Source organism: Elizabethkingia sp. YR214, assembly GCF_003058195.1.
Taxonomy (GTDB): domain Bacteria; phylum Bacteroidota; class Bacteroidia; order Flavobacteriales; family Weeksellaceae; genus Elizabethkingia.
This window is the reverse complement of sequence record NZ_QBUH01000006.1, coordinates 284143-304323: the sequence shown is the minus strand read 5'-3', so window position 1 is coordinate 304323 and position 20181 is coordinate 284143. Positions and strand designations below refer to the sequence as shown.

Sequence of the window (20181 nt, the reverse complement as noted above, 5' to 3'; positions counted from 1 at the left end):
TTTAGATTTTGATATATGAATTACTGATAAGTTACTTTCAGTACAGAAGAAACCTGCGGTACTGGATAAGTGTTATCAACTTTCATAATATTTTTATCCTCAGGAGCAGGAGTACCGCCAAATAAAGCTTGCTTATTTCCCGCACCCGGATACTGATCTACACCCGTTCCGTCATCGAATAATGCAGTCTTCGCAGTTAGATCTCCTTTTGTATTTGCTGTAACTTCGCTTTCATTAGCATAGAACCAGTCATTTGAATAGCCAAACATTGTTACATAGGCAATTTTATCTCCGGGAGTTGTGGTAATATTCGCAGAAACTTTTGCACCAGGAGCTATAGGAGCACTTCCTAATATATAAACACTGACACCGGGTCTGGTTAAAGCATCTTTTAGTTTTGTAGCATCACCTTTCTGGGCAATATCTTTTAATCCCATTCCCATATCCTTTGCTCCAACCTTATATATGGGATTTGTATCTCCTTTGTAAACCACAACCAAGACAGGCGAAAGTCCTGTAATAATTCCGGTATTGCTCTTTGTTTTGGCTGCCAGAGAAGTATTGTTTCCGCTTTCAGCAATAGCTGTAATTTCAGGATTGGATTTCTCTCCGGCCTTATAGAAAGGCATTTCATTTAATAACTTTCCGCCTAATATATTGGATACAGCCCAAACACCCGGAGAGAAAGGAGTCTCATTCATGGTACCTCCCGAAGTATTGGTAATGCTAAGGGTGAATTCAGATGCTGTGTCGTCATAAGTCAGATTAAGTTTCATCAGTTTAGAGGCATCAACATTCGGAACCATCGCAATAGGGTTAGATTCCGGATTTCCGGTAATATTATCTTTGCTGCCATTATCCCAAAGTTTGATCTGTGCAGAAATATCTCCGGTTACAGGAGTTCCGTTGTCGTTATACAGCTTTATTCCAGGATTTTCAGGAGCAAAGAACCAGTCTTTGGAAGCACCATACATCGTTGTAAACATTAGTCGCTGGCCTTTTCCTGCATTGAATTTAAAGCTGATGCTTTGTCCCGGAAGTACAACTGGTAATTGTACTGTTGCGCTTCCTACTCCCCGGAAATCACCACTTTGTACAAAATCCTTGGTCTGTACTACATTTTCCACGGTGAATGTACCTTGCTGTGGCTGAGGTGTAATGTCGTTGGTACTATCGTTGCAGGAAGATAATATTCCCGCTGTACTGGCCATTAAAATGGCTGATAGAAATACTTTTTTCATAGCAGTGTTGTTTTTGGTTTGTGCTTATTTTTTTATTGGTTTTATTAATGAAAGGTATTTTCCATACCCTTGTTTTTCCATTTCACTTTTCGGAACAAATTTTAATGATGCACTGTTGATGCAGTATCTTAGGCCGCCTTTGTCCTGAGGACCATCATTGAAGACGTGGCCTAAGTGTGCATTTCCGGTTTTGCTTCTTACCTCAGTACGTTCCATTCCATGAGAATTATCTGTTTTTTCCTGAACAAGAGCCTCACTAATGGGGCGCGAAAAACTTGGCCAGCCACAACCGGATTCATATTTGTCTGTGGAAACAAACAAAGGTTCTCCGGTGGTAATGTCTACATAAATTCCTTCCCGGAACTCATTCCAGTACTGGTTTTTGAATGCCCGCTCTGTTGCATTGTGCTGGGTTACTTCATATTGCTCGGCCGTTAGCTTATTGCGTAGTGTTTTGTCATCCGGCTTCTGATAGCTATGAGGAGGATTGGCTTTTCGTGCCAATTCAAATAATCCGGGCTCTATATGGCAATAGCCGCCGGGATTTTTCCCCAGATAATCCTGATGGTAATCTTCCGCTTTATAGAAATTTTTCAGTGGCTTTACTTCTACAACAACAGGTTTTTTATAGGCTTTTGATAATTTATTAACATCAGACTGTATTGTGGATAAGTCATTTTTATTGTTGTAATAGATTCCCGTTCTGTAACGTGTACCCATATCATTTCCCTGCTTATTCATACTGGTAGGGTCTATTGTTTTGAAGTATAATTCTATTAACAGATCCAGACTGATAATATCCGGGTTGTAGGTTACCTTTACTGTTTCTGCAAATCCGGTGTCATCCGACGAAACTGTTTTATAATTGGGATTATTTATGTTTCCATTGGCGTAGCCTGTTTCAGTAGCTGTTACACCTCTTACCTGTTTAAAGAAATGTTCGGTTCCCCAGAAGCAACCTCCGGCAAAATAAATGTCAGCCGAGGGCATTTTGGGATCAACTGTTGTTTTAGCTTTTAGAGCTGGTTTGTCCTGTTTCCAGCTGATGAGTAATATAAATCCTGTTATAAGGATCAGGAAACCTATTGCTATTTTTTTCATTTTGATGTGTATATTGGGAATTGTAAAATCATAAGTCCGAATCCTAGAGAAACAAGGTCTTTCAGGATAAAAAAGTCAGTTACCGGAATTCCGTCTACAATCCTCCACGTTCCCGGAGTTGTAAACAGAAAGCTAAGGGTGGTAATGAACGTGATCAGTATTCCTGCAGAAGCAATTAATCTGAAAAAATGTCTGTAAGGAGCAAATAGAATTGCCAGCGCTGTCAGAATTTCGACAATACCGATGAGGTTGGAAACTCCCCGAATGCTGAATATATGGTATAGCCATCCCATTAACGGATGATTCTCTACTAATGGTTTTATAGCAGCGGCTTCAGTAGGAGTGAATTTGAAAATTCCTATCCATAATAAGACAAGTGCTACTCCGTAGAGTGAGATGTAATAACCAGTTAAAAAATTGCGGTTAGGTGAAGAAGGTACTTTGGTCAGCATATTCGTTGTGTTTTTTGCGGTTTATATTCCTTTTGGAACTATAGTCGGCAGAAAAACAAAATCCTGACAGCAGAAAGTAATTATTTTTTTATTTTTTTTAGTACTTCTTCTTTAAGTTGTTTATTGTCAATGGTATAAATTTCTGCTTCAGATTCTTTTTTTCTGATCATATTGCGGAGTGCCACATGAAGAAACTGTGCTTTTTTCTCATAAACCATACACCATTTGCATAAAAATAAATGAGCATTCAACTGAGTTTTTTCAGAAAAAGTCAATGGCGAATGCATCCTTTTTTCAATTAAAAAAGTTGCTTTACTGCAGGGCAGTATCAGAACATGTAATATTTTCTTTAAGGTGCTCATTTTCCTTTTCCGAACCAGTTAAATTGTAAACACTCCCGAAGCTGGAGTCGGCTGCGTTGTAATATTTTCCAATAATTAGTCGGAGAAACATTGGTTTCCTGACAAATTTCTGTTGATTTTTTTTCCTGTAGATAAGTAAGCTTTACCAATGTAAGCCATCTGTCTGGCAATTCTTCCAGACATTTTTTCAGATAGGCATTAAAGGCTTCATTATCCAACAGTGAAGTTTCATTCATATCCCATTGCAGGAGAACACCGTCGGGATCTTTCCAGAATTCATGATTGTCAAAAAAATGATCAAAGCTTACCTGTGGATTTCCTTTATACTTCTTCCTGTAGAGGTCTGTGATTTTATGGTGTAAAATTCCCATAAGCCATGTAAGCGGAGCACTTTTTTCCTGAAAACCATCCATCGCTGAATAGGCTGCGACATAAACTTCCTGAACTGCATCTTCGGCATCTTCCCGATTGGACAATAAATAGAAAGCACGGTCAAAAAGCTTCTGACCATACATATCGATCCATTCTTCCAGTTTTTTTGTCGTGTGCATTGAAATTATCGGGTTCTAAATTAGTGAAATTAGAACGGAGCATACTATTATTTACCCAGAATTTTATTTTTAATCCGGGATGTAGGCCTTTCAATAACATAGCGATAAAGAAGTCCGGTCAGGATACAACCTGCCAGACAAATGAAAAGCATCAATATTCCGGAGGTAGGGATTATAGAGCTTTCAGTGAGATTTTGAATGATATGAATAATCCCTTTATGAGAAAGATAAACAGCATAAGACAGGCTGGCAAGCTGAACTGTAATCCATGAATGAGAACGGTAAAGAAACGAAGATTCCGAAATTGCTGATAGTAGAATGATACCAAAACTAATAGCTACAGCTGTAAAACCAAAAATGGAAGCATGCATGGAAGTCTGATCATTGCAAAGCCAAAGTGAGAGGCCGAGAATAATGACCCCGCTAAAGAAAAGAATGTTTCCGTTTGAATGGATAAATCTTTTGAATGTAGTTGAATGATGATAAAAATAACCAATAAGTACACCTATTGCCAAGCTGTCCAGTCGGGTATAAGTGGGATAATAAATTTTCATATACCACTCTAGCCAGAATTTATCAGAATTGAGATGTGGAATAATGTATTCATCCCATGCTATAAAACGAAGAATAATTGAAATAATGATCAGAAGCGGAGCAAGCCACATTATCCACGATAGTTTCTTGGTTTTTATTAACAGTAAAAGAGAGAAAGGCAGGAATAAATAAAACTGTTCTTCGATACACAAAGACCACGCATGTGAAAAGGTACCATGGTTAATAACGTCCAGTCCATAATTCTGAGTGAAAGTAACAAACTTCCATAAAGGTGATAATGCTTCTCTTTCTCTGAAAAAAGGGATGCAGAAATAAAGAAACAGTGTGAAAAAATATGGCGGAATAATTCTGAAAAAACGTTTGATAAAAAATGACCGGATAGGAATGCTTTTGTATTTTTTTATGCTGTCGAATAGCTGACCGGATATAAGAAAACCACTAAGGACAAAGAATAGATCGACCCCAATCCAGCCAAATCTTCCAATAGTGTCTATCCAGGCAGGATGACTAAAGGCCCGGTAATGATACATAAGCACAAGTATAATGGCTGATGCCCGCAGATGATCTAGTCCGTTTAATCTTTCAGATGGTGTATTCATTGTTTTTTTAGCAAAGATTTAGAAATAGAAGACAGAATTTTGTCCATGCAGACAGACAGCACTAATTCCAATGTGGATAACTTTAAAAATCGTTTGACATTTTATTTGCGCTGTCTATCCTTAATTATTCAGATTTTATCACAGCAGTATTGGTTGTAGAGGTGGAATTTTTAATTTTGAGTATGGTAAAAATATTATCCGGAAAACCTGTCAGGCAATCTTTATATTTTCAGGTATTCTTTTGGGTTGCTTTATTTCTGCTTGTTACAGCCAGAAATTATGGTGAGCACGAGAATCCTGATTTCCGTGAAATGATTATCTATGATTTCTGCCATTGGATTTTTCAGATTATAGGTGCCAATTTTATTTATTATTTTCTGGTCCGGAAGTATTTTGACAACAGAAGATATGTTGAATTCTCAGTATATCTGTTATTGTCATTATATGGTATATCGGTAATCAATCGGTTATTTATTGTATATATAGCCGAGCCTTTCTTTGTGAGCTATCCACAGGATACATTGCTTAGTATTTTTACAGATTTAAAATATCTTTTTTTCCATTATACACTTCCTATTATTACCGGAGCTTTTATTTTTATTTCCGTCATGTTTATGCTGAGGTATCGGAATGAGAAGCAGAATCATGAAAAGTTATTAAAGGAAAAAGCAGAACTTGAGCTTCAGGCATTAAAATCCCGGTTGAATCCCCATTTTCTGTTTAATACTCTGAACAATATTTATTCATTGTCATTGTTAGATCCTGGGAAAACTTCGGAATCCATTAGCCGTCTTTCGGATATTCTGGATTATATTTTATACAAAGGCCAGAATAAAATGGCCGCTGTTTCCGATGAACTGACGATTGTAAATAACTATATCGAACTGGAGAAACTGCGTTATGATGAAAGACTTCAGCTGAATTTGCATACACAACTGGATAGCCCGAATGTTATTCCACCCCTGATTTATCTTTCACTTGTAGAAAATGCTTTCAAACACGGAGCTGGCAAGATGAGTGAAGGAGCAGAAATTTATATTGATATAAAAACAACTCCGGAACAGTCCGTTTTGAGAGTTGAAAATACATGTCCTCCAAATATTGAAAGTAATGCTGGCGGGATAGGACTGGATAATATAAAGGAACAATTGAAGCTGTATTATAAAAATAATTTTACATTTAGTATTTTGCATAAACAAAATAGATTTATTGTAGAACTGATTACTCCGGCCTTTCATGATTAATTGTATTGTTGTAGATGATGAGCCTTTGGCAATAAAACTTTTGGAAAATCATATTTCCAAAATCGAAAACCTATGTGTTGTCGGTACTGCCAGGAATGCAATGGAAGCATATCGATTGCTGCAAAACCAAACGGTTGATCTTATGTTTCTGGATATTCATATGCCGGATCTGAATGGAATAGAATTTTTAAAATCCTTATCGCAAAGACCTAAAACAATTTTTACAACGGCATATCGTGAGTTTGCATTAGAAGGCTTTGAGTTGGAAGCTGTGGATTATCTTCTGAAGCCCGTAACCTTTGAGCGCTTTTTTCGTTCCGTAGAAAGAGTGTTAAGAAATAATCAGAAAGAAGAAGCTGCAGAATTTATCATTCTGAAATCTGAAGGCTTGCAAAGAAAAGTAGTGTTGGCAGATATAGTTTGTCTGGAGAGTCAGGGGAACGATATCAAAGTCGTTCTGAAAAATAAAACAGAGTTTATTACAAAGAGTACAATGACGGAGATGGAAATGTACTTGTCAGATAGAGGTTTTATCCGAATTCATCGGTCTTTCATGATCAATTCAGAATATATTACAGCATTTGGTCCCGATGAGGTTGTACTGGATGTACAATCTGTTCCGATAGGAAGGAGCTATAAAAAAGCTTTTGACGATTTTATTCAGAACTTTTTTTCAAAAGGACTTCGTGGATAACTTTTAAAGATATTTTCCAATCCAGTTGATAATGTCTGTATAGATATCCTGTTTATCAGTTTCATTAAGTATTTCGTGGCGCATTCCAGTGTACAATTTCATGCTAATGTCTTTAAAGCCATCTTGCTCTAAATCTGAAACGGTCTGCTGAATGCCCTTGCCGAAATTACCGATAGGGTCGTCGCTGCCACTAATGAATAGCATAGGGAATGTTTGGGGTAAAGTTCTCGCCCAGTGTCTGTCTGTGGCTTTTACATTAACCGATAACAGCGTGTAAAATCCATTGATACTGAAGGGAGTACCACATAATTCATCCTGTAAAAACACTTGTCGGTTGTTTCTGTCAACACTAAGCCAGTTAGTACCGTTTTCTGCGGGCTCATTTTTGAAACACAGGTTATTTTGTTTATTGAAAAAAGTATTGATAAAATTACTGCGGTAGTGAGGTATGATCTTATTTAACAATGCGGAAATCGCCTTTCCAAATTTTGAACCTGTAACTTTGCCTCCTGTTCCTACAATAATGGCTCCGCTGAATCTGGAATATGCTTGTTGCAATAAGCAGCGTGCAATAAAAGATCCCATGGAATGTCCTAAGAGAAAATGTGGAACGTCGGGATATAATTTCTCCAGATAATCGGCTATATTTTCAGCATCATTTACCACTTGCTGTGCCGGATTGCTGATCTGGAAGAAGCCCAAATCTTCACAGTTTTTGGCTGTTTTGCCATGCCCGAGATGATCGTAAGTAATAACAGCTAATCCCTGTTCAGCCAGATATTGAGCAAATTCAGTATAACGTCCGCTGTGCTCCTGCATGCCATGCAAAATAAGGAGTGTTGCTTTTATATTTCCACCTTCCGGACGAAACAATGTATAGAAAGATTCCGTAGCTTTTGATTGTGATATTCCGTTGTGCTGAATATAATCTGAAGTTTGTATAACCATATCAGGGATTAGCTGTTATAAAATATTCTGAAGCTAATTTACTTTAAAAAATCATCTTTTTTATAAGCAGGATTCGGATAAGTATAAAAACCTTCACCGGTTGAAACACCAAGCTTATTTTTATCGATAAAGTTTGTTTTCAGATATTCCACTGTTTTTATTTTTAATGGGTCATTTGTAGCATCTGCTGCCATTTTGTTGATGTTGTATGCTGTAGTAATTCCTACAATATCCAGAATTCCGAAAGGTCCTGTCGGAGCTCCGGTAGCTACCATCCATGTTTTGTCTATTGTTTCCGCATCAGCTACTTCATTTACAAGAAGATTAGTTGCGGCACTTAGTAAAGGAACGAGCAAGGAGTTTACAATGTATCCGGGCTGTTCTTTTTGTAACGGAAGCGCAACCATGCCTATGGCTTTAGAGAAAGCAACAACATCGTTGAATACATTTTTATCTGTACTCGGGTGTCCCATAATTTCGGCGGTATTGTGTTTCCAGATTTCGTTGGCAAAATGCAGTGCCAGAAATTTCTCTGGGCGACCGATGCTTTCAGCAAACTGACTTGGTAACATTGTGGAAGAATTGGTCGCGAAAATTGTTTTCTCCGGAGCTATACTTTTTAGCTTTTCGTAGAAGCCTATCTTTATCTGCGGACTCTCCGGTACAGCTTCAATTAATAGATCAGCATTTTTCACAGCTTCAGCCAGGTTTGCTGTATACTGCAGGTTTTTAAAAGCAGCATCTAACTGTTCCGGTGTTGCTTTCAGGTCTGTTTTATAAGCTTCACTCAGAATGCTGAATTTGGCTTTTGCTTTTTCCAGCACTTCGTCGTTAATATCATAAACGGTTACATTAAATCCGTGAAATGCAGCTTGGAAAGCAATCTGATAGCCCAATACACCGCTTCCTGCTACGGTTATGTTTTGAAAGTTCATATTAAATGTTTTTTATAATTGGTTTTTAATGCAAATATTCAGAAGCGGTAGTTAATCTATTACCGCTTCTGAAAGTATTTATTATCCTCTTATTCCTTTTACCCATTCTCTGAACTTGTTTACATGTTCAGCAATAAAGGATTCGTGTTCTTCTTCCTCTTCTGCACCTGCCGGAAGTACATGTTCGAAATAAGTTCCTTTAAGGACTTTTTTCAATAAGCCTTCACCTACAAATGGTTTGTCATCATTCAGTGTTTTTGCAGCTTTCAGCAGATGTCGGATGTCGTACTGAAGCGGATTAATGTCCGGAACCTGTTTGTTGAGGTTTAGTAATTTGTATACGGCAATTCTTGCTGTTCTTACAGAGCTTTCCATAGTGAAAACTACATCATTGTTAGTTTCTACAAACTGACCTACCAGTCCCAGGTTTTTACAGCCTTCAGGAACTACCCTTGGACGATCGCCTTTGGCTCTTGGCATAAACATAGAAGTTATATAAGGCATGAATGCAGTTCTTACAATTGTATTTTCCTGTACATTTTCTAGCTGATCTTCAATTCCTAAATGGTAACATAACTCAGCAAGGATTTCGTCTCCGGTACATTCTGGCATTGCTTTTTTAATATAGTTTCCTTCTTTGTCCATGAATAATGCATAAACCCAAAGTACCAGTACATCATCCGGTTGTTCCGGGAAGTGTGGCTGTCTGTTGCAGGTAAAGCTCATTAACCAGTTGGAATCTGTAATCGTAATAATCCCACCGGTAACAGTTTTTCCGGAATAAGGATCGTTAACAGAGTATTCTTTCAGTTTGTCGATAAGTGCTGAAGGTTTACAGGTAAGCGTTGCAGATTCCCATGCAGACTTCTCTATATTGCTACAGAACTTCTCTGGTTTACCGAAAATTTCTGATTTTGCGGCCAGGTTTTTCCACAATTTCCATCCGGCGCTTTGTCCGCTTGTATTATTGTCTATACCAATAATAGGGGCCGTTTTATTATTTCCGTAGAAGGTATCTTCTGTCATGGAGCCTGTGGTTACAATTACATAGTCGTTCTTACCAACAGGGATTTTGACTTCCTTACCGTCTTGCTCGGTGATAATTCCTTCTACAACTTTTCCTTCGGTATTGATGTGGATATCCAGATCTTTTACCAAGGTGTTCAAATGAATATTAACACCTTTTTCCTGAAGAAATTTACGAAGAGGAGTTACAAAAGTATCATACTGGTTGTATTTAGGAAATACCAGTGAAGATAAATCGTTTAGCCCGTCTATAGCATGAAGGAATCGGTGCATATAAAGCTTTAGTTCCAGTAAACTATGCCAGTTTTCAAAGGCAAACATCGTTCTCCAGAAAGTCCAGAAATTGCTTTTCAGGAAGGACTCACTAAAATAATCTTCGATTGTTAAATCGTCCAGTTCTTCTTTATTCTTTAGCAGTAATCTTATAATAGCTAACTGATCCATTTTGTTCAGTCCAAACTTACTAAAGTCTTTTATTTCACCTTTGTTATTGATTAACCGGGCTTTGGAATAGTTGGAGTCGTTATCGTTTATTAATCTGTATTCGTCCAGTACGCTGTAAGGAGCTGGCATTTCCAATGCTGGAATATCCTGGAAAATGTCCCAAAGATTTTCGTACGTCATATCCATTTCACGCCCTCCACGGATAATATAACCGTCTGTTGGGTTTCCGGCACCGTCCAATGAACCGCCATCAATATGCAATTGTTCCAGGAAGGTAATGTTTTTTGCAGGAACATGCCCATCGCGTATAAAATAATAAGCTGCAGACATCCCGGCGATACCACTTCCTATAATATAAATCTTACTGTCATCATATGATTGAACAGGGATACCCTTATTTCTTTGATAATTTCCGATCTGATCAGAAAAAGGCATAGACTTTTGTGGTGTGTTGCGTTGTTGTTCTTTGCTGGAATCCGGTTCATGGTTCACATGTCTGTATTCAGGAGAAGCATTTAGTACTTTGTTGAATTTTGAAGTTATTGGGTTCATATTGCAGTTGTTTGTAATTCTTGTAACGAAGTTACTGCCATATAAGGCTTTTACTGCAAGCCAAAGTTCGCCAAAGTTGTACTCAATTTCCTTACCTATAAATTTTGCTGCTTTCTGTATTCCGTAGGAGAAAGTGAGGAATAACGCTTAAAAAATCTTCCGAAGGCGGAAACTGAACTGAAGTTGAGCTGATAAGCTATTTCGGTGAATGTAATTCCGGGATTATTTAGTAGTATAAAGGCTTCTTTTAGGAGGCTTTCATTGATGATTTCATGAGGTGTTTTTCCGGATGCTCTTTTTACTAATTTAATAAGATGTTTACCGGTGACAAATAACTGATCGGCGTAATACTGAATGTCTTTATGCCGGATTACATTATTCTGTACCAGTTGTGTGAATTTAAGGAACAGGTTATTTCCTTCAGAGAAAATTTCTTCAGGAGTATTTTCCTTTTCTGAATTAATAATTTCTGCAGTTTCTAATAACAAATTGAATATAATAGTACGTACAATATCTTCAGAAAAGCGCCCGTTTATTCCAGTTTTATCCTGCAAATATTCCAATAATCGAAGCAACTTGAACGCCTGATCCTGGTCCGGACTGATAATACTGAATGTTAAACTTCTGAATAAGCCTAGTTTTTCAATGAAAAAAGGATCTATAATATTTTTCAGAAGAAAGTTCTTGTCAAAAAATAAAAGCTTCATTCTGAAATCTTTACTGGTGTGCAGAAACTTAATAACGGTTGAAGGTGCCGAAATAAGAAAACTATTCTGGGTTATATTGTATTTCTGATTGTCTATTTCTACATCAGTATTGCCTTCGGTACAAATACAGAAAGCATAAAAATCTATACGGAAAGATCTTTTTGGAAACTGGAAAATAGGATTTCCCGAAGAAATATAATAAGGCTTATGACAATTAATACCATAAAATGAAAGTGTTTCCTGAAGGTTCTCGTACATTTTTGTTTCCATATTGTATAAGTCAGGCACAAGCCAGAAATGGAGAGTGTATATAATTAGTTTTCAAAAACTACTAATTTACGTTTTTTTAGAATTATTATGGAATATTTTATACGTGATATTCCGCATGGATAATGCTTTTGCGGAAAATAAGATGAGGTTTATGAAAAAAAAGCTGCTATTACTTTCAAAAAGTAATAGCAGCTATAAAATGTTAATATGTAAATGTTGTTTTATTAAGGCAGTGTGGAGAAATCTATATTAGGTGCCTGAGTAGGTGCGGTAACAGAAAACTGAGTGCCTGGAGCTACGATAGTACTAAAGAAACCTCCGTTTTGTAAGAAGAAACTGTTTCCGTTTGTTCCGCCCATAGCGTCAATTCTTTGTTGTGCATTATAAGTAGCATCTACAGTGAACTTAGCTGCAGATACAGCCTGCCAGTTTCCTGCTGATGTTCTTACCCATTGGTTCTTAAATTCAGCTTTTCTTCCCATGTATCCATTTTCAGGATTGAAGTTTTCCACAAAACTATAGAAACCTTTCAGGTAAGTACTGGTTTGTGGTCTTTTCCAGCTGGCGATAAGCTTCCATGTTGTAGTATCCGGAGAAAGGAACCATGCTGTGTAATCCGTTTTTCCAGTTCCGTCCGGTTCACCTTTTAATAAGAATTTATAGGTTTGTCCGGCTGTCCAGTTGTATTTATAATAACTCTGTCCTCCGGAACCTTCGTTACCAAACTCACCAATTGTAACACCGCTTCCGGCTCTGTTTAATACTATTTTGTGATCCGGTGGAATATTGTTAGGATCATCTGTAGGGAAGGGGCTCCATACTGAGAATAAAACTCTTCTTTCTGTAGCCGAATTTACCTGAATACCAAAATAGCCTTCGCCAAAACCATTGGCCATAAAATAAGAACCGATTTTGTCTTCTCCAACCGGAACAGTTACTTCATTATAATAATAGCTTACATTGCTGCTTGTGGGGATTGTATAACCTAAGTGGCATGAAGGTCCTCTGCGTGCCCAGTAATAATAAGATGTATCATTACTAAAGATATTGGTTCCCGAGGCTGCAGTGCCACCGAATGTGATGTCAGTTACATCGGCAAAGTAACCTCCGGTTTTAGACACTCCCTGTATATCTACTTTTACATACCCCGGAGAAGAAATATTGAAATCTCCTGCGGTGTAGCTGGTATTGGCAGATCCGGTTAAAGTAACATTTTTTGAAACATTTCCTACAGTTACTTTTACAACACTGGTTCCGGACGGAACAGATGCTTTTAATCCAATACTTAAGGTTCCAGGATTGCTCACCCTGAAGTATGTACTGATAACAGTGTTGGAATTGGTCCAGTTACCCAGCTTGGTGGAGGTAATCACCTCGTTGGCTCCGGAAGGTTTTACTGTTAGGAATGAATTTCCTGCGACAGGTACGCTGAATGTAGAAACTGTGACAGCGGAAGCTTTAGCTTGTGGTGAGACAGATTCTTCTGTTGTGATGTTGTTTTCTCTGCACGATTGGAAAGCAAATAGTGCAATACCCAAAAAGGTACCGGTTAATAGTTTAGATCTCATAACTTATTTGTGATTTAGTTTACTGATACTAAAATAATTATTTTTTTGAATGAAACGAAAGTTTATTCTGTTAAATGTTGATTTAATGACAATTAAAAGCTGTTGATTATTATGAAAAGCTAAATGACCAAGTTCGGAATAATCACAAAGTCACAAAGACAATAAATATCATGCTGCTTTTTAGGGCACAAAGCTTTTATCTTATGATAAAATGTGAAATTTAGCAGAAAAATCAAAGATTTTTCCTTTGTGCCTTAAAGGCTTGTTGAAACACTACGTTAAAGTAGTGTCTTTGTGTTAGTCGTTATGTTTGAATTCGTAACTATACTCTTATATTTTCTGGTTTACCCACTGTAGATTAATTCTCTTATATCAAGATTAATCTTGCTTTATTAATGTTATATATGGTGGAAAAATGTAGAAATATAGAAAAATAGAATTGGGATAGATTACTGTACCGAAAGGGCTAAGAGTTATTTTATACCTTTAACTTCTAATTTAGAATCAATTTAATTATATTGTTATCAAATATTTATTAATTTTAGTTAATTTATTGAAATAATATGCATAATAAAAGTTTTTATCTATGTAATAAATCATATATCGACCTGAAATATAACAGGTCGATATGCTTGAAAAAGGAGAAGGAAAATCGGAACTTTAAACAACAGAAATAACAAATGATTAGCCCGCTAATCTCAAAAATTGCTATATGAGTAATAGGAAGTATCCACAATTTATTTTTATTCCCTTATTATTGGGAGCATTTTTCAGTAATGCACAAACCAAAGATTCAGTAAAGGATTCATTAACTGCTAAAAAGCAAGAAGTAGCTGAAGTAAAATATCCTCAGTTTCAATTCAAAGGCCTTTTTCAGGGACGTTATCTGGTAGGTATGACAAAGGATGTAGACGTAAATGGTCTTCATCATAGTGACCACAGCGGTACCAGCAATAATTTTATGATTAAGTATATGCGGGTGCAGATGAAAGCACAAATCAGTAAACGTACTGAGGTTGTTGCACTTGCTAACTTAGCCGATTTTAAAAACGATCCTAAAGGCCGTGTACTGGAAAATGCTTACATCAAGTATACCTTCAATCCTAAAATAGCTATTACCGTGGGGCAGTTCCGTCCATGGTTTGGTATAGAAGAAACTTATCCGGTAGATATTATTAAATCACTGGATTGGTCCAATCAGTACACAGAATTCGGAAAATTGGGATGGACCAGCTTCCAGATAGGGGCCTCTGTCGGCGGACAGGTACAACTTGGTAAAATGCCTTTGCAGTATGCGGTGTCCGTAGTTAACGGAAACGGAAAGAATCAGATCAATGACAATGATAATGGCAAACAATATTCAACACGTTTGGTATTGGGATTGTCTCCTAAATACAATTTCAATCTTGGTTTAAATGGAGGGGTAGGTGAAGTTTTTAGCAAAAAAGTATATGCCGTTGGCGTAGACGTTACCGGAGATATTAAGTTTGATTCCCGCTGGAGTCTGGATATGCAGTTAGAAGCTAAACAGGCAACCAATCATGTATTGTACAATTCTCTAGCTGAAGACGTAAGAACTTCTAACCCGGATGACTATCTGGTACGGGGTGTTTATTTTCTTCCTAATTTCAGATACGAGATTAACCATAAAAATCTAAGCGCTTTAGAATTCTCTTGCCGCTACGAATATCTGGACAACAACTTCCGTCGGGACTCTAATCCACGACAAACCATTACGCCAATGTTTGGATTGGAGTTTCTGAAAAACTACGGGGCAAGAATACAGCTGGGCATGCAGATAGACCGTTATAAAAAACAGGTAAAAAATACCAACCAATACAATAACAACTTATTTATTGTTCAGGTACAGAGCCGGTTTTAGTCAGAAAATATCACTTATTTAAAATAATAAACAAAAATATACTCATGAAAGAGATTAATATCAGGAACATTGCATTCACTTTTGCAATTGCTGTAGTCATCTGGTTTATTCCGGTTCCGGATGGTGTAACTCCGGATGCATGGCATTTGTTTGCCATCTTTGCGGCAACAATTTTAGGAATTATTCTAAAAGCTGCTCCAATGGGAACAATGTGTATGATGGCTATAGGCTTTACTGCACTTACACAGGTGCTGGCTCCCGGAGATGCAGGTAAGTCAATTACAAAAGCACTGACTGGATTTGGAGACAAGGTAATTTGGCTAATAGGGATATCTTTCTTTATTGCCCGCGGATTTATCAAAACCGGATTAGGTAATCGTATTGCCTTTTTATTCATTCGGGTTTTCGGAAAAAGTTCTCTTGGACTTGCTTACGGATTAGGCCTTGCAGATATGTGTCTGGCACCTGCTATCCCAAGTAATACAGCCAGAGGTGGCGGAATTATTTACCCTATTATGAAATCCATGGCGATTAGTTTTGGTTCTGTGCCAGATCAGCCGGAAACCCATAGAAAGCTGGGTTCTTTCCTTACACTGAACAGTTATTACATGAATCTGATAGCATCTTCAATGTTCCTTACCGGTACAGCGAGTAATCCGATGTGCCAGAAATTTGCAGCCAATCTGGGAATAGATATTACATGGATGTCATGGGCTGTCGCAGGTTTTGTGCCGGGATTGGTCGCATTCTTTGTCGTTCCTTTGGTGCTTTACAAATTGTATCCACCTGAATTAAAGAAAACGGATGGTGCTCAGAAAATGGCTGCTGAAAAGCTTAAAGAAATGGGAGCAGTTTCCCGCCATGAATGGTTAATGTTGCTGGCTTTCTTTATTTTATTATTCTTGTGGATTTTTGGAGGTTCTCTTTCTATAGACGCTACAACCACTGCATTTATCGGACTTACATTGCTTTTACTAACTTCTGTGTTAACATGGGAAGATGTGAAATCTGAAAAAGGAGCATGGGATACCATTGTATGGTTTGCAGTGTTGGTAATGATGGCGAGCTCTCTTAATGAATTAGGGTTTATTGGTTGGTTTAGCGACTTGATTAAAGTAAAAATTGGAGGATTGAGCTGGCAGGTAGCCTTCCCGGTTATTATACTGGTTTATTTCTTCAGTCACTACATTTTTGCCAGTGCTACAGCTCACGTAGCTGCCATGTATGCAGCCTTGCTGGGTGTAGGCGTTTCTTTAGGAATTCCACCAATGTTATTGGCTATGATGCTTGGTTTCATGGGATCTATATATGGTGTGCTTACGCATTACGGACATGGTCCGGCACCGGTATACTTCGGTAGTGGTTATGTTGAATTAAAAGCATGGTGGCTCAGAGGTCTGGAAATAGGAATAGTTTTACTCATCATCTATATGGTCATAGGAGGTCTGTGGATGAAAGTACTGGGATATTATTAATCAATTAATTATAATTATGCTGAATACACTTTCAAGAAAAATGCTGATGTGCCTTACTGGGCTGTTCCTGGGTTTCTTTTTATTGATTCATTTTTTAGGAAATTTACAACTCTTCCTTCCGCAGGAACAAGCGCACTTACAGTTTAATGCTTATTCTCACTTTTTGTCCGGAAATATTGTTATAAAAATTGTTTCATTGGTTCTGTATACCAGTATTATTTTGCATGCAATAGACGGCCTGGTGATTACAATAAAAAATAAAAAATCAGGCGGTACATATCAGTCCGACCGAAGAGGAAGAGCCAGTAAATGGTACTCCCGAAATATGGGGATATTGGGGACGCTGATTCTTATCTTTTTGGTGATTCACTTTCAGAATTTCTGGTACGTATACAAATTCGGAAATCTTCCGTTGGATGATAAAGGAAACAAAGATCTGTACATTCTGGTGATTACAGTTTTTAAAGAATGGTGGTATGTAGTCATCTATGTAATTTCTATGATTGCACTTTGTTATCACCTTATTCACGGGATTTACAGTGCTGTAAGAACATTGGGATTATTCCATCCTAAATATGTAAAATGGATTAAAATAGCAGGAATTGCTTACTCGGTAATTATCAGTGTTGGATTTGCGCTGATGCCTGTTTATGTATTTCTTACCGTTAAATAATTAATGAGCAAATGATGTTAGATTCTAAAATACCAAAAGGCCCGTTAGAAGAAAAATGGGAAAACTATAAAAAAACAGCTAAACTGGTTAATCCTGCCAACAGAAAAAAACTTGACGTAATTGTGGTTGGGACAGGATTGGCAGGAAGTTCGATTGCTGCGTCTCTTGGCGAGCTGGGATATAATGTAAAAGCTTTCTGTTTTCAGGATAGTCCGAGGAGAGCACACTCGGTAGCTGCTCAGGGAGGAGTGAATGCTGCTAAAAACTATAAAAATGATGGTGATAGTGTATACCGGATGTTTGTAGATACCTTGAAAGGAGGTGACTTTAGGGCACGTGAAGCCAATGTTTACCGTATGGCAGAATGCTCTCTTAATCTTATAGATCAGGCGGTAGCACAAGGTGTTCCGTTTGGTAGGGAGTATGGTGGTTATCTGAATAACCGTTCCTTTGGTGGTGTACAGGTGAGCCGTACGTTCTATGCAAGAGGACAAACGGGTCAGCAGTTGCTGCTGGGCGCTTATCAGGCGTTGATGAGACAGGTTGGTAAGGGAAGTGTACAACTGTTTTCCCGCCACGAAATGCTAGATTTGGTTGTAATTGATGGTAAGGCACGCGGAATTATTGTGCGGAATCTTGATACCGGAGAAACAGAGCGACATGCGGCACACACCGTTGTATTGGCTACCGGAGGTTATGGAAAAATTTATTACCTCTCTACACTGGCAATGGGCTGTAATGGTTCTGCAATATGGCGGGCGCATAAAAAAGGGGCGTTAATGGCTTCTCCAAGCTGGATACAGATTCACCCTACTTCATTGCCACAGTCCGGAGATTATCAGTCGAAATTAACCCTGATGTCAGAGTCTTTAAGAAACGACGGAAGAATATGGGTGCCGCTTAAAGAAGGTGAAACCAGAAAACCTAATGATATTCAGGAAGAGGAAAGGGATTATTATCTGGAAAGAAGGTATCCTGCATTTGGGAATCTGGCACCAAGAGATATATCATCGCGGGCTGCAAAAGAGAGAATTGATGCAGGTTTTGGAATCGGACCATTGAAAAATGCAGTTTACCTGGACTTTTCCAAAGCTATAAAAGAGCAGGGTAAAAATAAAATTAAAGAAAAGTATGGAAACCTGTTCGATATGTATCTTAAAATTACAGGCTATGATGCTTATAAAGAACCGATGATGATTTCTCCTTCTGCACACTTTTCTATGGGAGGTTTGTGGGTAGATTATGAACTTATGACGACAATTCCGGGATTGTTTGCTTTGGGCGAGGCCAATTTTGCAGATCACGGAGCTAATCGTTTAGGAGCTAACTCACTTCTTCAGGCTTCTGTGGATGGTTATTTTATAGCTCCTTATACAATTGCTAATTATCTTTCCGGAGAAATCCATACCGGAAAAATATCGACTGAACATCCTGAATTTGAAAAAGCTGAAAAAGAAGTGAAAGATCAAATTCAGAAATTTATGGAGGTTAAAGGAAATAAAACAGTAGACTATTATCATAAAACCTTGGGTAAACTCCTGTACGACTATTGTGGATTGGCCAGAAATGAAGAGGGACTAAAATATGCTATTGAAGAGATCGGAAAGCTGAAAAACGAGTTTTATCAGAATGTTACAATTCCGGGATCCGGAGACCGTATGAACGGAGAACTGGAGAAAGCTGGAAGAGTTGCTGATTATTTTGAGATTGGAGAACTAATGTGCTACGATGCACTTAGCCGTAAGGAATCCTGTGGAGCGCACTTCCGTGAAGAATATCAGACTCCGGATGGTGAAGCGCTTAGAAATGATACTGAATTTCAGTTTATTTCTGCCTGGGGTTGGACAGGAGAAGAGCAGGAACCTGAACTGGTAAAAGAACCTCTTGTTTTTGAAGAAATACAGCCTGTAGTACGTAGTTACAAATAATTTAAATCTAAAAAAGCTATGCAATTATACCTTAAAATATGGAGACAGAAAGACAGAAATGCTGAAGGAAAGCTGGAAGAATATAAACTGGATCAGCTTAATCCTCATATGTCATTTCTGGAAATGCTTGATACCCTGAATGAAAAGCTTATTCTGGAAGGAAAAGAACCTGTAGAATTCGATCATGACTGCCGGGAAGGAATCTGTGGACAATGTGGAATGATGATCAACGGGATTGCCCACGGACCACTTAAAAATACAACTACCTGCCAGTTGCACCTCAGATCTTTTAAAGATGGTGATACTATCGTGATTGAGCCATTTCGTGCTGCAGCTTTTCCTGTGAAAAAAGATCTTAAAGTGGATCGTTCTGCATTAGACAGAATTATTGCTTCCGGTGGATTTGTATCTGTGAATACGGGACAGGCACCTGATGCAAAAACAATTGCTATTACACATCAGCTGGCGGAAGAAGCCTTTGATGCAGCTGCATGTATTGGTTGCGGTGCATGTGTGGCTACCTGTAAAAATGCCAGTGCGGCATTGTTTACTTCTGCAAAAATTTCCCATATGGCTCTTTTACCACAAGGAAAGGAAGAGCGAAATGAAAGAGTTGTCAGTATGGTGAAGCAAATGGATGAAGAACTTTTCGGGCATTGCTCCAATACAGAAGCTTGTGAGGTGGAATGCCCGCAGGGAATATCTGTACTGAATATTGCCCGTATGAACTATGAATACAGCAGAGCATTATTTTATAAAAAGAACTAATATGTACTAGATAATCTAGATAATAATGAAAACCCTCAGAAATGAGGGTTTTGTTATTTTGACATCAGAGAAGAGAAAAGCCTTGTCAAAATTTCAAACCTTGATAAGGCTTAATTTATGAAAAAGTTAATTATTTGTGATTTAATTGGTAACTAAGGGTGCTAAGTTCGTCTAACAAATATAGGTTTAGTATATTTGTATAAACA

Annotated in this window: 17 protein-coding genes; 7 read left to right on the top strand and 10 right to left on the bottom strand. The window is 37.9% G+C overall.

Annotation, left to right across the window (positions count from 1 at the left end):
• Positions 1 to 20: 20 nt before the first annotated feature.
• The 5 genes from C8J95_RS14230 to C8J95_RS14205 form a co-directional block, all read right to left on the bottom strand.
• Entirely contained in the window at positions 21 to 1241 is a 1221-nt protein-coding gene (locus tag C8J95_RS14230; RefSeq protein WP_107809043.1) for a spondin domain-containing protein, read from the bottom strand.
• A gap of 24 nt (positions 1242 to 1265) precedes the next feature.
• Complete coding sequence (gene msrB / locus C8J95_RS14225) at positions 1266 to 2342, bottom strand: peptide-methionine (R)-S-oxide reductase MsrB (RefSeq protein ID WP_107809044.1); 1077 nt, start codon at positions 2340 to 2342, stop codon at positions 1266 to 1268.
• Positions 2339 to 2794, bottom strand: coding sequence for a DUF417 family protein (locus C8J95_RS14220; protein ID WP_107809045.1), 456 nt, complete (start codon positions 2792 to 2794; stop codon positions 2339 to 2341). Before C8J95_RS14220 ends, msrB begins: the two co-directional genes overlap by 4 nt.
• Positions 2795 to 3152: 358 nt before the next feature.
• On the bottom strand, positions 3153 to 3707 hold the full coding sequence (locus C8J95_RS14210) for a sigma-70 family RNA polymerase sigma factor (RefSeq protein WP_107809047.1): 555 nt from the start codon (positions 3705 to 3707) through the stop codon (positions 3153 to 3155).
• A gap of 47 nt (positions 3708 to 3754) precedes the next feature.
• Positions 3755 to 4861: an acyltransferase gene (locus C8J95_RS14205; protein WP_107809048.1), complete on the bottom strand. Its 1107-nt coding sequence runs from the start codon at positions 4859 to 4861 to the stop codon at positions 3755 to 3757.
• Positions 4862 to 5043: 182 nt separating this feature from the next.
• On the opposite strand from C8J95_RS14205, the gene C8J95_RS14200 reads away from it, so the two are divergent.
• Together C8J95_RS14200 and C8J95_RS14195 are read left to right on the top strand one after the other, a co-directional pair.
• Complete coding sequence (locus C8J95_RS14200) at positions 5044 to 6105, top strand: sensor histidine kinase (protein WP_107809049.1); 1062 nt, start codon at positions 5044 to 5046, stop codon at positions 6103 to 6105.
• Positions 6098 to 6799, top strand: a complete 702-nt coding sequence (locus C8J95_RS14195; protein WP_107809050.1) for a LytTR family DNA-binding domain-containing protein — start codon at positions 6098 to 6100, stop codon at positions 6797 to 6799. The genes C8J95_RS14200 and C8J95_RS14195 overlap by 8 nt, the downstream gene beginning before the upstream one ends.
• Before the next feature lie 3 nt (positions 6800 to 6802).
• Here the strand turns inward: C8J95_RS14195 and C8J95_RS14190 are convergent, their stop codons facing one another.
• The 5 genes from C8J95_RS14190 to C8J95_RS14170 all read right to left on the bottom strand — a co-directional run bounded on the left by C8J95_RS14190 (position 6803) and on the right by C8J95_RS14170 (position 13249).
• Positions 6803 to 7747 (bottom strand): alpha/beta fold hydrolase, encoded by a 945-nt coding sequence (locus C8J95_RS14190; protein ID WP_107809051.1) that lies wholly within the window; start codon positions 7745 to 7747, stop codon positions 6803 to 6805.
• A 38-nt stretch (positions 7748 to 7785) separates the two neighbouring features.
• Positions 7786 to 8682 (bottom strand): 3-hydroxyacyl-CoA dehydrogenase, encoded by an 897-nt coding sequence (locus C8J95_RS14185; protein ID WP_107809052.1) that lies wholly within the window; start codon positions 8680 to 8682, stop codon positions 7786 to 7788.
• Positions 8683 to 8763: 81 nt separating this feature from the next.
• Entirely contained in the window at positions 8764 to 10704 is a 1941-nt protein-coding gene (locus tag C8J95_RS14180; protein WP_107809053.1) for an oleate hydratase, read from the bottom strand.
• Positions 10705 to 10799: 95 nt separating this feature from the next.
• Complete coding sequence (locus C8J95_RS14175) at positions 10800 to 11681, bottom strand: helix-turn-helix domain-containing protein (protein ID WP_255412820.1); 882 nt, start codon at positions 11679 to 11681, stop codon at positions 10800 to 10802.
• A gap of 224 nt (positions 11682 to 11905) precedes the next feature.
• The gene (locus C8J95_RS14170; protein WP_107809054.1) at positions 11906 to 13249 is read right to left on the bottom strand and encodes a DUF3472 domain-containing protein; all 1344 of its coding nucleotides are present in this window, start codon (positions 13247 to 13249) and stop codon (positions 11906 to 11908) included.
• A gap of 712 nt (positions 13250 to 13961) precedes the next feature.
• Here C8J95_RS14170 and C8J95_RS14165 point away from each other — a divergent pair.
• The 5 genes from C8J95_RS14165 to C8J95_RS14145 are packed head-to-tail and all read left to right on the top strand — an operon-like array spanning position 13962 to position 19975.
• Positions 13962 to 15131 (top strand): porin, encoded by a 1170-nt coding sequence (locus C8J95_RS14165; protein WP_107809055.1) that lies wholly within the window; start codon positions 13962 to 13964, stop codon positions 15129 to 15131.
• Positions 15132 to 15175: 44 nt separating this feature from the next.
• On the top strand, positions 15176 to 16606 hold the full coding sequence (locus tag C8J95_RS14160; protein ID WP_078403664.1) for an anion permease: 1431 nt from the start codon (positions 15176 to 15178) through the stop codon (positions 16604 to 16606).
• A gap of 16 nt (positions 16607 to 16622) precedes the next feature.
• Complete coding sequence (locus tag C8J95_RS14155; protein WP_078403666.1) at positions 16623 to 17279, top strand: succinate dehydrogenase cytochrome b subunit; 657 nt, start codon at positions 16623 to 16625, stop codon at positions 17277 to 17279.
• An 11-nt stretch (positions 17280 to 17290) separates the two neighbouring features.
• A complete protein-coding gene (locus C8J95_RS14150; protein ID WP_107809056.1) occupies positions 17291 to 19207 on the top strand; it encodes a fumarate reductase/succinate dehydrogenase flavoprotein subunit in 1917 nt (638 codons plus the stop codon).
• Positions 19208 to 19225: 18 nt separating this feature from the next.
• Positions 19226 to 19975, top strand: a complete 750-nt coding sequence (locus C8J95_RS14145) for a succinate dehydrogenase/fumarate reductase iron-sulfur subunit (protein ID WP_107809057.1) — start codon at positions 19226 to 19228, stop codon at positions 19973 to 19975.
• Positions 19976 to 20181: the final 206 nt, after the last annotated feature.

Coding starts and splice junctions, on each gene's coding strand:
- C8J95_RS14165 (WP_107809055.1), top strand. CDS start 13,962: ATGAGTAATAGGAAGTATCCACAATTTATTTTTATTCCCTTATTATTG.
- msrB (WP_107809044.1), bottom strand. CDS start 2,342: ATGAAAAAAATAGCAATAGGTTTCCTGATCCTTATAACAGGATTTATA.
- C8J95_RS14185 (WP_107809052.1), bottom strand. CDS start 8,682: ATGAACTTTCAAAACATAACCGTAGCAGGAAGCGGTGTATTGGGCTAT.
- C8J95_RS14170 (WP_107809054.1), bottom strand. CDS start 13,249: ATGAGATCTAAACTATTAACCGGTACCTTTTTGGGTATTGCACTATTT.
- C8J95_RS14175 (WP_255412820.1), bottom strand. CDS start 11,681: ATGGAAACAAAAATGTACGAGAACCTTCAGGAAACACTTTCATTTTAT.
- C8J95_RS14190 (WP_107809051.1), bottom strand. CDS start 7,747: ATGGTTATACAAACTTCAGATTATATTCAGCACAACGGAATATCACAA.
- C8J95_RS14195 (WP_107809050.1), top strand. CDS start 6,098: ATGATTAATTGTATTGTTGTAGATGATGAGCCTTTGGCAATAAAACTT.
- C8J95_RS14160 (WP_078403664.1), top strand. CDS start 15,176: ATGAAAGAGATTAATATCAGGAACATTGCATTCACTTTTGCAATTGCT.
- C8J95_RS14150 (WP_107809056.1), top strand. CDS start 17,291: ATGATGTTAGATTCTAAAATACCAAAAGGCCCGTTAGAAGAAAAATGG.
- C8J95_RS14200 (WP_107809049.1), top strand. CDS start 5,044: ATGGTAAAAATATTATCCGGAAAACCTGTCAGGCAATCTTTATATTTT.
- C8J95_RS14180 (WP_107809053.1), bottom strand. CDS start 10,704: ATGAACCCAATAACTTCAAAATTCAACAAAGTACTAAATGCTTCTCCT.
- C8J95_RS14210 (WP_107809047.1), bottom strand. CDS start 3,707: ATGCACACGACAAAAAAACTGGAAGAATGGATCGATATGTATGGTCAG.
- C8J95_RS14205 (WP_107809048.1), bottom strand. CDS start 4,861: ATGAATACACCATCTGAAAGATTAAACGGACTAGATCATCTGCGGGCA.
- C8J95_RS14230 (WP_107809043.1), bottom strand. CDS start 1,241: ATGAAAAAAGTATTTCTATCAGCCATTTTAATGGCCAGTACAGCGGGA.
- C8J95_RS14145 (WP_107809057.1), top strand. CDS start 19,226: ATGCAATTATACCTTAAAATATGGAGACAGAAAGACAGAAATGCTGAA.
- C8J95_RS14155 (WP_078403666.1), top strand. CDS start 16,623: ATGCTGAATACACTTTCAAGAAAAATGCTGATGTGCCTTACTGGGCTG.
- C8J95_RS14220 (WP_107809045.1), bottom strand. CDS start 2,794: ATGCTGACCAAAGTACCTTCTTCACCTAACCGCAATTTTTTAACTGGT.